At 64.0% G+C, this 12,821-nt stretch carries 13 protein-coding genes; 7 read left to right on the top strand and 6 right to left on the bottom strand.

Features of this window, described 5'->3' with window-relative positions; translation table 11 throughout:
- Positions 1-3: 3 nt before the first annotated feature.
- The gene (locus ACSZPK_RS17560; protein WP_437882760.1) at positions 4-1,065 is read right to left on the bottom strand and encodes a DUF2333 family protein; all 1,062 of its coding nucleotides are present in this window, start codon (positions 1,063-1,065) and stop codon (positions 4-6) included.
- A gap of 301 nt (positions 1,066-1,366) precedes the next feature.
- Here ACSZPK_RS17560 and ACSZPK_RS17555 point away from each other — a divergent pair, with 301 nt between their 5' ends.
- From ACSZPK_RS17555 to ACSZPK_RS17535, 5 genes are all read left to right on the top strand, one after another.
- Positions 1,367-2,986, top strand: coding sequence for a diguanylate cyclase (locus tag ACSZPK_RS17555; protein ID WP_437882759.1), 1,620 nt, complete (start codon positions 1,367-1,369; stop codon positions 2,984-2,986).
- A 93-nt stretch (positions 2,987-3,079) separates the two neighbouring features.
- Positions 3,080-5,041, top strand: a complete 1,962-nt coding sequence (locus ACSZPK_RS17550) for a methyl-accepting chemotaxis protein (RefSeq protein ID WP_437882758.1) — start codon at positions 3,080-3,082, stop codon at positions 5,039-5,041.
- Between the two features lie 324 nt (positions 5,042-5,365).
- Positions 5,366-5,851, top strand: coding sequence for an Lrp/AsnC family transcriptional regulator (locus tag ACSZPK_RS17545; RefSeq protein WP_437882757.1), 486 nt, complete (start codon positions 5,366-5,368; stop codon positions 5,849-5,851).
- Between the two features lie 300 nt (positions 5,852-6,151).
- Positions 6,152-6,367: a DUF2788 domain-containing protein gene (locus ACSZPK_RS17540; protein ID WP_437882756.1), complete on the top strand. Its 216-nt coding sequence runs from the start codon at positions 6,152-6,154 to the stop codon at positions 6,365-6,367.
- A 324-nt stretch (positions 6,368-6,691) separates the two neighbouring features.
- Complete coding sequence (locus tag ACSZPK_RS17535; protein WP_437882755.1) at positions 6,692-7,084, top strand: globin; 393 nt, start codon at positions 6,692-6,694, stop codon at positions 7,082-7,084.
- On the opposite strand, the gene ACSZPK_RS17530 is transcribed toward ACSZPK_RS17535, so the two are convergent.
- Positions 7,078-7,701 carry a pseudouridine synthase gene (locus tag ACSZPK_RS17530; RefSeq protein ID WP_437882754.1) on the bottom strand — a complete coding sequence of 208 codons (624 nt, stop codon included), beginning with the start codon at positions 7,699-7,701 and terminating at the stop codon, positions 7,078-7,080. The genes ACSZPK_RS17535 and ACSZPK_RS17530 overlap by 7 nt on opposite strands.
- A 118-nt stretch (positions 7,702-7,819) precedes the next feature.
- Between ACSZPK_RS17530 and ACSZPK_RS17525 the strand changes: the two genes are divergently transcribed.
- Both ACSZPK_RS17525 and ACSZPK_RS17520 read left to right on the top strand, forming a co-directional pair.
- Positions 7,820-8,041, top strand: coding sequence for a hypothetical protein (locus tag ACSZPK_RS17525; protein ID WP_437882753.1), 222 nt, complete (start codon positions 7,820-7,822; stop codon positions 8,039-8,041).
- Positions 8,042-8,070: 29 nt separating this feature from the next.
- Positions 8,071-8,502: a GNAT family N-acetyltransferase gene (locus ACSZPK_RS17520; RefSeq protein ID WP_437882878.1), complete on the top strand. Its 432-nt coding sequence runs from the start codon at positions 8,071-8,073 to the stop codon at positions 8,500-8,502.
- A gap of 18 nt (positions 8,503-8,520) precedes the next feature.
- Here the strand turns inward: ACSZPK_RS17520 and ACSZPK_RS17515 are convergent, their stop codons facing one another.
- The 4 genes from ACSZPK_RS17515 to ACSZPK_RS17500 all read right to left on the bottom strand — a co-directional run bounded on the left by ACSZPK_RS17515 (position 8,521) and on the right by ACSZPK_RS17500 (position 12,763).
- Positions 8,521-9,315, bottom strand: a complete 795-nt coding sequence (locus ACSZPK_RS17515) for a hypothetical protein (RefSeq protein ID WP_437882752.1) — start codon at positions 9,313-9,315, stop codon at positions 8,521-8,523.
- 61 nt (positions 9,316-9,376) lie between these two features.
- Entirely contained in the window at positions 9,377-10,852 is a 1,476-nt protein-coding gene (gene amn, locus ACSZPK_RS17510; RefSeq protein WP_437882751.1) for an AMP nucleosidase, read from the bottom strand.
- 69 nt (positions 10,853-10,921) lie between these two features.
- The gene (locus tag ACSZPK_RS17505; protein WP_437882750.1) at positions 10,922-11,779 is read right to left on the bottom strand and encodes a hypothetical protein; all 858 of its coding nucleotides are present in this window, start codon (positions 11,777-11,779) and stop codon (positions 10,922-10,924) included.
- Positions 11,780-11,869: 90 nt separating this feature from the next.
- Positions 11,870-12,763, bottom strand: coding sequence for a helix-turn-helix transcriptional regulator (locus tag ACSZPK_RS17500; RefSeq protein WP_437882749.1), 894 nt, complete (start codon positions 12,761-12,763; stop codon positions 11,870-11,872).
- Positions 12,764-12,821 lie beyond the last annotated feature (58 nt).

Genomic DNA, 12,821 nt, shown 5'->3' with positions numbered 1-12,821 from the left:
GCCTCAGCCCTGGCTCAGCAGGGTGCGCAGGTCGATGATCGCGGCGTTGGCGCGGGAGATGTAGTTGGCCATCACCAGCGAATGGTTGGCCAGCACGCCGTAACCGCTGCCGTTCAGCACCATGGGGCTCCACAGCGGGTCCTGGGCGGACTCCAGCTCACGAATGATCTGGCGCACGCTGATGGTGGCGTTCTTCTTCGCCAGCACGTCGGCGAAATCGACCTCGATGGCCCGCAGGATGTGCGACAGCGCCCAGGCCTGGCCACGCGCCTCGTAGAACACGTTGTCGATCTGCAGCCACGGGGTCTGCACCATTTCCTCGCGCACCGGCACGGCCTGACCTTCCGGCACCGGCTCGTCGATCTTGGTCTCGGAGTCCAGACGCACACGGCCGACGCTCGCGGACAGGCGCTGGGACAGGGAACCCAAGCGGGTCGCCACGTCCCCCAGCCAGTTGTTCAGGTTGTCGGCGCGGGCATAGAACTGCGCCTGAGGCTGGGCGGAACCGGAGAGGCGCGCCAGGTAACGGTCGAGGGATTTGATGCCTTCGGCGTACTCCGACTCGGCCGAGGGCAGCGCCCAGCTCTTGTTGTCGAAGTTGAAGCGCGGCTCGGCCTTGGCCAGGTCGAAGTCCTCGGTGGACTGCGACTGCGAACGGGCGAAGTCCTTGCGCAAGGCGCGGGACAAATCGCGCACCTGCACCAGCACGCCGTACTCCCAGCTCGGCATGTCGTCGAGCCACAGGCCGGGCGGTGCCAGGTCGTTGGCCAGGTAGCCGCCGGGCTTGTCGAGCAGCGTACTGGAGACCTGCTTGAGGGTTTCCACCGTGGTGTAGCCGGTCACCAGCTTGCGCTGGGCCTGCTCGGCAGCGGCCTTGGCGTGCTGTTGCACGGGGAACAGGTCCGGCTCACGGCTCCAGTACCAGCCGATGGCGAAAGCCAGGATCAGGTATACGCCCAGCAGCGTCGCCAGTGAGCGCAAGGCCCAGCGGGCTTTGCCGCCATGCTTCGTCGATTCGTCGAGGCCCACCTTCGGCTCCTCCGTGCGGTTCTTCCAGTCCAGCATGGTCACGTCCTTAAATTCATTCAGACCCGGTATCGGACCGCAACCTGCTCGCAGGGTTGCGACCCAACCTGTTGCCAGTTCTTGGATCATCGGCATGCGAATGGGCAACAAGCCTTGAGCACTATAAGGGAACGATGGCGATGCGAGGGTGCCGAAGCGTCATTGGACGCGTCAAACGCGCCAAACAATGATAAAAAAATGACGCCATCTGGTCGACACCCTCTGGAAATTGCCGTGCCAAATGGTAGCATGACGCCATCATCTGGCGGGGAAGCCGGATCACAGGACCCACTGACAACCTATGCGCGAGTCGGAAGATCCAAGCCGTGATCGCCTCAAGCAGCATTTCGCTACGCGGGTGATCCACCAGGCCCGTCAAGTCCTGGAGGCGTGGCAGCGCCTGCAACAGACAGAGTGGTGCAGCGAATCCACGGTCGAACTGGTCGAGTTCAACCAGATTCTGTTGCGCTACGCCGAGCGCTTCGATCAGGAAGAACATACCCGGATCGCCAACGCCATCGACCAATGCCTGGCCACGGTGGCAGCCAATCGCGGCCGCCTCACCAGCGAATCGATCACCGAACTCAACCAGCTCATGCAGCGCCTGTCACGTACCGGCCTGCGTCACGGTGATCGCTATGAGCACACGTTCCTGCCGCCCCTGCGCAAACCGGTATACCTGGCCTTGCAGGATGAAGATCGAGCCCAGCGCCTGGCCCAGCAGTTGGAATTCTTCGGCCTCGGCGCGGCGGTGATGAACAGCGCCAACGCCTTCCGCCATGCCATGCTTGAACGCCATCCCGCCGCCATCGTCATGGAAACCGACTTTTCCGGCCCTGGCATGGGCCTGATCCTGGCCAACGACGTCCAGCAGGACCTTGCCCCCAAGCTGCCCGTGCTGTTCTTCAGCCACGACGACCCCGACACCCCGACGCGCCTGGCCGCCGTGCGCGCCGGTGGCCGGGAGTTCTTCACCGGCGCCCTGGACGCGTCCAGCCTGATCGAACGCATCGAGGTGCTCACCCATACCGCCCAGTACGAGCCTTACAAGGTTCTGGTGGTCGATGACTCGCGCGCCCAGGCGACCCACACCGAGCGCGTGCTCAACAGTGCCGGCATCGTCACCTGCACCCTGACCGAGCCGATCCAGGCCATGAGCGACATGGCCGAGTTCCAGCCGGACCTGATCATCCTCGACATGTACATGCCCGACTGCAGCGGCATCGAACTGGCCAGGGTGATCCGCCAGAACGACCGCTACGTCAGCGTGCCGATCATCTACCTGTCCGCCGAGGACGACCTGGACAAGCAGCTCGACGCCATGAGCGAGGGCGGCGAGGACTTCCTGACCAAACCGATCAAGCCACGCCACCTGATCGCCACGGTGCGCAATCGCGCGGCCCGCGCCCGCAACCTCAAGGCACGCATGGTGCGTGACAGCCTGACCAGCCTGTTCAATCACACCCATATCCTGCAATTGCTCGACGATGCCCGCTTCCGCGCCCGCCGTGACAACCGTCCGTTGACCTTCGCCATGCTCGACATCGACTACTTCAAGAAGGTCAACGACACCTATGGCCATCCAATGGGTGACCGGGTGATCAAGAGCCTGGCCCTGTTCCTCAAGCAGCGGCTGCGCAAGACCGACCACATCGGCCGCTATGGCGGCGAAGAGTTCGCGGTGATCCTGCCCGATACCGATGCCGACACCGCAGCCAAGGTCCTCGACGAAATTCGTCGACGCTTCGCCGAGATCCACTATCCGGCCCAGCCATTCGACCTGAGCTGTACCTTCAGTTGCGGCATCGCCCAGCTCGAAGAAGGGCTGGACAGCAACCTGTTGTCCAAGCGCGCCGACGAAGCGCTGTATGCGGCCAAGCATGGAGGGCGTAACCGGGTAGAGGTCTACAGCAAGAAATGACGGTGCCCAGACCCTAGTGTGGTCGCCGTCACACCCGCGCAACAAAACCGCAATAACCTCCGGGGAAACCGATCCCGTATTACGGTGTTCCCCATGCGCCTCAAACGCCTCACCAATCTGTCGACCCTGCTGCTGGTCGCCGCCTGTATCGCGCTGGGCGCCACCTTATGGTGGTCGGAGCGGGCCCTGGAACGCCCTTACCTGTTGATGCAACGCTACCTGGAGCTTTCCCAGCAATTTCGCCAGATCACCGACGGCATCAACCTCTACCTCAACACCGGCGATGCCCTGCGTCACAGCGAAACGACCCAGAGCATCGAACAACTGCAGCGCGGTATCGACGAACTCCCACAAGCGTTCGCCGCTGAATTGCGCCCGAGCCTGGCGGACCTGCGCCAGTTCGTCGCCAGCGACCTGCTGGCCGCCGGCAAGCTCGCGGGCGACCCGCAGGGCCTGCTGATCCAGGCGGAACGGGAAATCGACGCCAACCTCGAACAGTTCACCCAGTACACCCGCGAGGCCCAAGGCGTCGACGCGACGCGCTACCAGGCGCCACTGTTCGTGGCGGTCCAGCATCTTGGCCGGCTGGCCCAGGCGCGCAGCAAACTGGTCGCCAGCGGGCGCGACGACCTGGCTGCGGATGTCGAACGCGAACTGAACGTCCTGCAACAACAATCGCAGCAGTTGCAGCAGTTGCCCCTGCTCGGTGTCGCCGACAGCAACAGCTCCAACAACGACGCTTTCGCCAGCATGCTGGGCCTGGCCAGCAGCCAGGAACAGAGCAAGGCCGAAGACCGTGCCGTTGCCCTGCGCCGGGAATTGACCACCCTGTTGTCGCGCTACCCCGCGGAACTCGAACGCACCCGTGCCCAGATCCGCAATCGCGGCAGCCTGGCGCAGAACACCCTGGCGAAGATCGACAGCCTGCAGCAGGCGTTGGCGGGCATGCGCCCCGCGGTACTGGCCGAGCAGCAGCGCATTCAGGCGGAAGTACGCCTGGTCCAGGGCCTGATGATCGGCCTGATCCTCCTGGTGGCGCTGGCCATCGACCGCATCCAGCGCAACCTCGCGACCTTGCTCGGCCGCCTGTCTCCGGCGCTGTCCAGATGGGCCGCCGGCGAGTTCACCCAAGGCATCACCCTGAGTTCGAGGATTCGCGAGATGGACGATATCGAGGACTCGCTCAATCACCTGCGGCGCTATCTGGTCGAGCTGGTCGGCACCATCCATGAACACGCCAAGGAAGTCGCCGGCAGCAGCCGTTCCCTGGCCGAGATCAGCCAGGACCTGCATGGCGGCGCGCAACGCCAACTGGACGATACGGCGCAGATTCGCGATGCCCTGGGCGACTTGGAAAGCACCATCCAGCAGGTCGCCGACGATGCCAGCCAGGCCGCCGGCGCCAGCCATTCGGCCAGCCGCGCGATCGAGCAGGGCCAGAATGTCATCGAGCAAAGCCTCAACGGCCTGCACGCGCTGGTCGGCGAAGTGCAAGACAATGCCCTGTCCATCGAACAACTGGCGGAAGAAACCGCCACCATCGGCCAGGTACTGACCGTGATTCGTGGCGTTGCCGAGCAGACCAACCTGCTCGCCCTCAACGCCGCAATCGAAGCGGCTCGCGCGGGCGAGATGGGCCGTGGCTTCGCCGTGGTCGCCGACGAGGTGCGCTCCCTGGCCCAGCGCACGAGTGGCGCCACCGAAGAAATCCAGAACCTGATCAGCCGCCTGCAACAGGCCGCGCAACGCTCGGTTTCGGCCATGCGCGCCCAGGTCGAACATGCCGAGGCCACCGCCAGCCAGGCCGAACAGGCCGATGGCGCACTGGACGAAGTGGTGGTGTCGATCCGCACCATCGCCAGCATGGCCGAACGTATCGCCGAGGCCACCGCCCAGCAGGGCGGCGCCGCCAGCGAGATCCGCGAGCGCAGCGAACGCATCCACCAACTGGGCGGCACCAACCTGGCGCGGATCGGCCAGGGTCGCCAGCAAGGCGAGCAGTTGCTCGATCTCGGCGGACAATTGCATACGGCGGTGAAGGCTTTCCGCGTATAGAGGCGTTGCCACAGGCGTAAAAAAGGAGACCGAGGTCTCCTTTGGGGTTCGTCCTGTGCCGGCAATCGTGTCGCCGTTTTCTTCGCCCGCCTGGTTGAGCGGTGCGGACCCGGTAGCCTGCGCGCTCCTGTAGGAACGCCGGCGCCAATCGGCCTGGTTGGGCCGATCGGCATGGACGAGATGCCCGAGCCGTGAACGTGGGACAAAGCTTATCCCTGGGCAGACGAAAAATGATTGCGAAGATTGCTCCAATATCCACCCATTGCGCAATTTTCATCTGCATGTAAATTATCTTGCGCAATCAATTAACGAAGAAATAGAAAAATGGACAAAATGGATCGCTACGACCTGCGCATTCTCGCCGAACTGCAGCACGACGCTCGCATCTCCAACCAGGAACTGGCAGAACGCATCGGCCTGTCTCCATCGCCCTGCTCGCGACGGGTCAAGCAACTGGAAGACGACGGCTATATCGTGCGCCAGGTCGCCCTGCTCGACCGCAAGAAGCTCGGCCTGAGCCTCACCGCCTTCGTCCTGATCGGCATGGACCGGCACACGCCCGAGCGCTTCGAGCACTTCCAGTCGGTGATTCGCCAGTGCCCGGAAGTCCTGGAATGCAGCCTGGTCACAGGCGTCGATGCGGACTATCAACTCAAGGTGGTGGTACCGGACATGGACCACTACCAGAAATTCCTGCTCGGCCAACTGACCCGCATCGAAGGCGTCACCAGCGTACGCTCCAGCTTCGTGCTCGACCATGTGATCAGCAGTACCGAGCTGCCCCTCGAACACCTCAAGCGGGCGAACTGACCCGCTGCCACGCTGGACGCTGAGCGTTTTGACCAGCGTCCGGCCATCCCAGAGGCGAATGGCCAGGGCATAACGCCACCCTCGACTTTCGTATCATCCCGCGAACGAGAAAAGCTCTCAACAATACCTGCTACAGGCACATCGCCTGCCGTATAATCCCCCAGCTTTAGTAATGTCTTGTGCGGGGTTTCTCGAACGCTCATTCACTCGCCCCGCAGATGACACCTGTTGCCGCAGCCCATGAAGGACTCCGGCACACCATAGGCCGCTGTCGTTGAATGCGGCCTACAGAGGTCGACGATGGAAACCGAAGTATTCGAGCAATGGATGATGTACATCCTGGTTGGGGGCCTGATCCTGTTCATGGCTTTCATCATCTGGGACCTGGCGAAGAAGTCCAAGGCAGGGCGGTTGGGGACCGCCATCCTGTTCTTGGGGCTGGGCCTGTGCCTGTTCGCCTTCCTGGCCAAGCCTGTCATCACCTATGTCATCGAAGTGACCAAGGGCATCCAGTAGTTACCGTTGCCCGTGGCAGCCAGGAGGCTAGGGTCTGTTGCCGTTTCGTCGCGACCGCGCCGGAGCCAGTTTTTACACGAGGAGAGGCGCGAGATGCGAAGTTTAGTGGGCTAAATGAGCCATCGAGTAACGCTGCATCGTGTAAAAACTGGCCCGGCCCTTCGGGTTGTGCGAGAAATAACCCCCGCTGTCGTTGCAGGACTTGGCAAGGGAATGACCATTGCCTGCGTCCTGCGCCTAACCGGGGGCTATTTCTCGCGACAACGCGGCTTGCGCCGAAACGGCAACAGACCCTAGCCACTTCACCAGCCATAAAGAGAAACCATGAACGCTGCCGACCGCGTGATGCAGAGCTTTGGACGATGCTGTGCAAAAACTGAATTCTTCGATGATTTCTATCACTACTTTCTCGACAGTTCGCCGCAAGTACGCGAGAAATTCGCCAACACCAACATGGCCGGGCAAAAACTGCTGCTACGCCAGGGCATTCTCAATCTGGTGATGCACGCCCGTGGCATGCCCGATACCAAGCTGCGCGCGCTTGGGGCGACCCACAGTCGCCACGCCCTGGATATCCGTCCGGAATTGTATGACCTCTGGGTCGAAGCGCTGATCAAGACCATTCGCCAGCACGATACCCAGTACGACGCGGATATCGGCCTGGCCTGGCGCGAAGTGCTGGCCAAGGGCATCGCGGTGATCAAGGGCGCTTACTGAAGCAGAACCTCGCGCCATTGACCGGGTGCGAGATCGTCCAGGCTCCAGGGCCCGATCCGCACGCGTACCAGGCGCAAGGTCGGCAGACCGACCGCCGCCGTCATGCGGCGGACCTGACGGTTGCGCCCTTCGCGAATCACCAGTTCCAGCCAGGCGGTCGGCACGCTCTTGCGAAAGCGTACCGGCGGGTTGCGCACCCATAACGTCGGCTCGTCCAAGAGGCGCGCCTCGGCCGGCAGGGTTGGTCCATCGTTGAGTTCGACGCCCTCGCGCAGGCGACACAGCTGTTGCTCGTTCGGCTCCCCCTCGACCTGCACCCAGTAGGTCTTGGGCAGTTTGTGCCGGGGGTCGGCGATGCGCGCCTGCAGGCGTCCGTCGTTGGTCAGCAGCAACAGGCCTTCGCTGTCGCGGTCGAGGCGCCCTGCGGGATATACGCCAGGGATCGGCACGAAGTCCTTGAGCGTCGCCCGGCCCTGATCGTCGTTGAACTGGGTGAGCACGTCGAAAGGCTTGTTCAGCAGGATCAGCCTTGGTTCGGCGGGGGTTGCCTTGGCTTCGCGCCGGAGAACGGGCCGCGACGTGGGACGCCGGCGATCAGGACGAGAGGAAGCAGGCATACCAGGGACCACCGAGCAGGAACGGACGCGCAGTGTAACGCAAAGAAGCCGGCCGCCCCTGGCAGCGAGCGTCGTTACAGGTTAGCGTTGCCACCTCCCAACCATCACGATTCCCGCCATGCTTCCGCGCAACCTGCATCGACTGACCGTCATCGGTCTGATCTTCTTCATTCTCGGCCTTATCGGCGTCGCCTACGCCCTGTACACCCTCTACACCGGCCCGCGCCCTGCCGACCCCGAGCTGATGCGCAGCCTGATGATCGCCGCTGGCATGCAGTTGACCGGCTATGTCCTGCTCAACCGCAATCGCTGGCGGATAATGTTCGGCAAACGCAAGTGATCGCCATAACCCCACCTCGCGCGGCCGAGATGCCACGCCTGCTGGAGGTCTGGGAAGCGGCCGTGCGGGCGACCCACGGCTTTCTCGAAGAACACGATATCCAGGTGCTCAAGCCGCTGCTGCGCGAGCAGTACTTCCCGCTCATGCGCCTGGCCTGCGTGCGCTCAGCGGCAGGCCACGCCCTGGGGTTCATCGGCTGCGCCGAGGGCAAGGTGGAAATGCTCTTCGTCGACCCGCAGGTTCACGGCCAGGGGGTCGGCAAAGCCTTGCTGCAACACGCCATCGACCGGGAAAACGCGACCTTGGTGGACGTCAACGAACAGAACCCAAAGGCCTTGGCTTTCTACTTGAGCCAGGGTTTCGAAGTGTTCGACCGCTCCCCCCTGGATGGCGGCGGGCGGCCGTTCCCCTTGCTGCACCTGCGACGTGCCGTGCCGACGCCGGGGGCTGGCCAGAGCTGATGGCCGCCGCCTGCCGACTCAGGCCAGCGGCACCAGAAACTTCGGCTGGGTCAGGCGCATAACGCGCGCGAGCAGCAGTTCGACGCCAATCAACAGCAGCACCAGAGCCGCCTGGAGCAATAGCGCGATATAGAGTGGCTTGAACACCGAGCCAACCTGCTTCTTCAACAGCCCGAGCAGGTAGTCGGCCTGGAACAGTTGCTCGATCCGGGCCTCCATCACGCCGCCGATCACCTCGCGGTCCATATGGCTGTATTCGGCGGCTTTGTCGGCCACCGCCTCGGCCACCGCGGCGCTGAGGGCGCTGGCGCGGAAACGCTCGATCATGTCCAGCGCCAGACGCTGTGGCAGCGAGGCATCCTCGCGCAGTTCAGCGCTCTGCTCACCCTCCTTGCGCAGGTACGCCAGCACCAGTTGGCCCAGCACCTCCTGCAGGGTGCTGCCACGCATGGCCTGCTCGGCCTCGGCGCTGCTCAGGTAGGCACGGAAGTCACTCCACACATCGTCGGCCAGCACCTGGACCAGTGGCTGATAGACGTCCAGGTGACGGTTGATCTGCTGCTGCGTGCCGTACAGCGTACCGCCCTGGAAACCCAGGAAGCCGCCTGCCAGCGGCAACAGCAGGAAGTACAGTTTGAGCAGCCAGTGATGCAGGCGCAGGCGCCGTCCCAGCCAGCCAAGACGTTGCAGTTGCCAGGCCAGGAGCAGGCCGAGCAATCCCCCGAGGAGGATGCCGGCGGCGATGTAGCCGAACAGCGAAAAGAAACTGAAGGGTTCCCAGAATGCGCTCAGCAGGTGTTCCATATCTTGCATGTCAACGTCCCTGTACCGGGTTCTGCGTAAACCGCCCGCATGATGCGGGCAGCCTTGTCGATCAACGGAACGGCGGCTCGTCGAAGCTGCGCAGTTTGCGCGAGTGCAGCGAGTCGAGCTGGCAGCGCAGCAGGTCGATCGCCGCGATGCCGATGTGCAGGTGCTGGGTTACCGCACGCTCATAGAACGCTCCGGCCGCCCCCGGCAGCTTGATCTCGCTGTGCAGCGGCTTGTCGGATACGCACAGCAAGGTGCCGTAGGGCACCCGTAGACGGTAGCCCTGGGCGGCGATGGTGCCGCTTTCCATGTCCACGGCCACGGCCCTGGCCAGGTTGATCAATGGCCGTTCCTGGGCCCAGCGCAACTCCCAGTTACGGTCGTCGTAGGTCAGTACGGTGCCGGTGCGCAGGCGCTTCTTCAAGGCTTCGCCCTTGTCGCCGGTGACGTTCGCCGCCGCCTCCTGCAACGCCTGCTGTACTTCGGCGAGAGCCGGGATCGGGATATGCGGCGGCAGCACGCGGTCGAGAATGCCGTCGCGGCGCATGTAGGCATGGGCCAGGACGTAGTCGCCGATGGTCTGCGATTGGCGCAGCCCGCCGCAGTGGCCGATCATCAGCCAGCAATGCGGGCGCAGCACGGCCAGGTGGTCGGTGATGTTCTTGGCATTGGACGGCCCGACCCCGATGTTGACCAGGGTGATACCGTGGCCATCGGCGGCGACCAGGTGATAGGCCGGCATCTGGTAGCGGTGCCAGACCACCGCGTCGGCCACCGCCTGGGCATCGGCCTCGGAGGTTCCGCGCTCGATGGTCACGTTACCCGGCAACACCATGCGCACGAAGCGCGGATCGTCGCGCAACTGCGCCAGACCATGGCGGATGAACTGGTCGACGTAGCGGTGATAGTTGGTCAGCAGGATCCACGGCTGTACGTGACGCCAGTCGCTGCCGGTGTAGTGGACGATGCGGCGCAGGGAAAAGTCGGTGCGCGCGGCGTCGAACAGCGCCAGCGGCAGCGGATCGATGTTCTCCCAGTCGTACAGGCCGTCGGCGGTGCCATCGGTGGCGGCGGACAGGTCGGTGCTGGGGAACACCCGCGCCAGCTCGGCGGCGGTCACCCCGGAGCCGGCCAGCTCGTCGCCCTGCTCGACCACGTAGGGATAGGGAATGTTCTGCTGGCTGAGGCCCACGGAGACGCTGACGGTGAAGTCGTTCATCAACGGTCGCAGTTGGTCCAGCAGGTAACCACGGAACGCTTCCGGGTGAGTGACGGTGACGCTGTAGGTGCCGGGCACCTGGACCTTGGCATAGGCGCGCGTGCTGCTCGGCACCTCGCCCTGGGTCTCGTAGACCAGGCGCAGCTCGGGATAGCGGAACATCGCCCGCTCCGACTCGCTGGGCAGCGTGCGCGATTTCAGGTAGCGCTTGAGCGCCTGGCTCAGGGCTCCGGCTGACTGGCGATGCAGGTCGGCCAGGTGATCCACCGCCTCCTCGGGGGTGGAGGCAATGGTGAAGTAATCGTCGTCGCTGAAACTCATGTACGGCTTCCTGTCTGATCGAGCCGCCCCATCTTGCCTGCTCGCGCCCGCCAGCGGTAGCTCAAGCCGTCACACACTGATGGAAATGCCGCCCAGGGAGAGCATGCCGATAGCCGACATGTCCCCCGCCATGTCCTCAATGCTGGCCATCTGTTCCTGGATATCCTCGACCAGCCTCTTCGACGCCTTGTCGCCGCTCTGAAGCGATCCACGCACCATGGCCAGCAGGCCCTTGAGCTCACGCAAGGCACGTTGCACGGACTCGCCATCGGCACGCCGTTGGCGGCTGTCATCGGTGCGATTGGACTGTGCGGCGGCGAAAGCCTCACGCACGGCGGCATCGACGTCGTTGTCGCTCGCCTCAGCCTGCTCATCCGTATCCGCAGACTGCCGCCGGGTCGCCGTGGCCTCTGTGTCCGGCTCGGCAGAGCTGTTTGGCTGCGTGCCGTCCGAGACGTCAGTTGCGCTCTCGTCCGCCCCCGAGACCACGGCCCCGGCGTCCGCCTCAGCGCCCGATGAATCCGCCGCCGCGCTCGCGATCGATAGCGATCCTTCTTTCAAGACCGAGGCAGCCTGCCCCAACTCGCGCGCCAGTTGCTGGATCTCACGCAGCATGCCCTTGGAGGCGAGCCCACCCACCGCCAGCATCTTCAGCATGCGGATGCGTTCGCGGAGTTGCTCGATACGCTGGCGCGCGGCCTCCTTGCGTGCCTCCTGCACCTGCGCCATTCGGGCGCGCAATGCGCTGCCGACCTTGCGCGCCGCCTTGAGGCGCTCGCGCAGCGTATCGCTGAAGGAAACCTGCACGCCGGAGGTGCTGCTTTCGGCCTGCTCATCCCGGGTGGCGGCACTCTCGGCGGATGCACGCTGGCGCGTAGCCTGAAGCAAGGCCGCGCTGGAAGCGCTGGAGGCAATGGGCGTGGTCATGTCTGTCATCCCTGAACGCAGTGCCTTTGTATCGGCGGTGTTACAGGGAAGTTTAATCGGCCGGCAAAAACGGACGCCGCTCGAAAGGCCTTATGTTCGGCCGAAGTCACGCGGTGTCACGCCATGATGGCGACGGAACACCTTGGCGAAATGGCTGGGATTGGAATAACCGACCGCCAGGGCCACGTCCGCGACCTTTTCGCCAGCCTGCAGGCGCAAGGCTGCACGCTGCATGCGCAAATCCTGCAGCAAGGCGTAGACGCCCTTGCCATAGAGGCGGCGGAAGCCCTCCTTGAGCTTGCGCACGTTCAACTCCACCGCAGCGGCCAGCGCGTCCAGGGTCCAGGCCTCGTCAAGGCGCTCTTCCAGTAGAACCCTGGCCCGTTGCAGGCGTGCCTGATCGCGACCGCCCAGCGCCTGTGCCTGCGGCTGTACCTGACGCTGCAAATGACAGAGGGTTTCGGCCAGCATCTCCAGGGCCTTGCCACGCAGATACAGTTGCCGGGCCAGCCCTTCGAGGCGGCAGTCGAGGATATCCAGGCCAATCCGTCGTAACGCATGGGGGGCCGGGAATTGCAGCAGATGGGCGAGGCCATCGGACGAGTGCGCCTGCTCCCAGGGGCTGGAGCCATCGAACAGCCAATCCTGTACACCGAGCCGGGCCAGGATCTGCTGGGCGAAGCTGATGTTGACCCCGCGCAGCGGCACCCCGGCCGGCAGAAAGCCATCCCCTTCCACCACCACGCTGGAGTGATAGAGGCAGCAACTGCCGTCGCGGAACGGCATCGGCGCGGTGTCGGCGAACTGTCGCCAACCGCCGCCCTGCTCGTAATAGGCCAGGGTCAACGAGGGTTCGCTGCGCGCACTGGCCTTGCTGTCGTGGGGCATGGTCACCGCGATCAGGCGGATGTCCAGTTCCTCGTCGGCCAGGCTGAGCAGGGCCTGCTCCAGCGGCATGTCGGTTTGGTACTGATTGAGGGCCATGGTGAAACGCTCCTTCGCAGGCGCGTACGATAGATGAGAACACTTATCACTAATAGTC

Origin of the sequence: Pseudomonas sp. LRF_L74 (assembly GCF_965644255.1) — a bacterium.
GTDB lineage: Bacteria > Pseudomonadota > Gammaproteobacteria > Pseudomonadales > Pseudomonadaceae > Aquipseudomonas.
This window is presented reverse-complemented; position numbering and strand designations above follow the sequence as displayed.

Coding starts and splice junctions, on each gene's coding strand:
- ACSZPK_RS17505 (WP_437882750.1), bottom strand. CDS start 11,779: ATGACCACGCCCATTGCCTCCAGCGCTTCCAGCGCGGCCTTGCTTCAG.
- ACSZPK_RS17545 (WP_437882757.1), top strand. CDS start 5,366: ATGGACAAAATGGATCGCTACGACCTGCGCATTCTCGCCGAACTGCAG.
- ACSZPK_RS17525 (WP_437882753.1), top strand. CDS start 7,820: ATGCTTCCGCGCAACCTGCATCGACTGACCGTCATCGGTCTGATCTTC.
- ACSZPK_RS17535 (WP_437882755.1), top strand. CDS start 6,692: ATGAACGCTGCCGACCGCGTGATGCAGAGCTTTGGACGATGCTGTGCA.
- ACSZPK_RS17500 (WP_437882749.1), bottom strand. CDS start 12,763: ATGGCCCTCAATCAGTACCAAACCGACATGCCGCTGGAGCAGGCCCTG.
- ACSZPK_RS17530 (WP_437882754.1), bottom strand. CDS start 7,701: ATGCCTGCTTCCTCTCGTCCTGATCGCCGGCGTCCCACGTCGCGGCCC.
- ACSZPK_RS17560 (WP_437882760.1), bottom strand. CDS start 1,065: ATGCTGGACTGGAAGAACCGCACGGAGGAGCCGAAGGTGGGCCTCGAC.
- amn (WP_437882751.1), bottom strand. CDS start 10,852: ATGAGTTTCAGCGACGACGATTACTTCACCATTGCCTCCACCCCCGAG.
- ACSZPK_RS17520 (WP_437882878.1), top strand. CDS start 8,071: ATGCCACGCCTGCTGGAGGTCTGGGAAGCGGCCGTGCGGGCGACCCAC.
- ACSZPK_RS17555 (WP_437882759.1), top strand. CDS start 1,367: ATGCGCGAGTCGGAAGATCCAAGCCGTGATCGCCTCAAGCAGCATTTC.
- ACSZPK_RS17515 (WP_437882752.1), bottom strand. CDS start 9,315: ATGCAAGATATGGAACACCTGCTGAGCGCATTCTGGGAACCCTTCAGT.
- ACSZPK_RS17540 (WP_437882756.1), top strand. CDS start 6,152: ATGGAAACCGAAGTATTCGAGCAATGGATGATGTACATCCTGGTTGGG.
- ACSZPK_RS17550 (WP_437882758.1), top strand. CDS start 3,080: ATGCGCCTCAAACGCCTCACCAATCTGTCGACCCTGCTGCTGGTCGCC.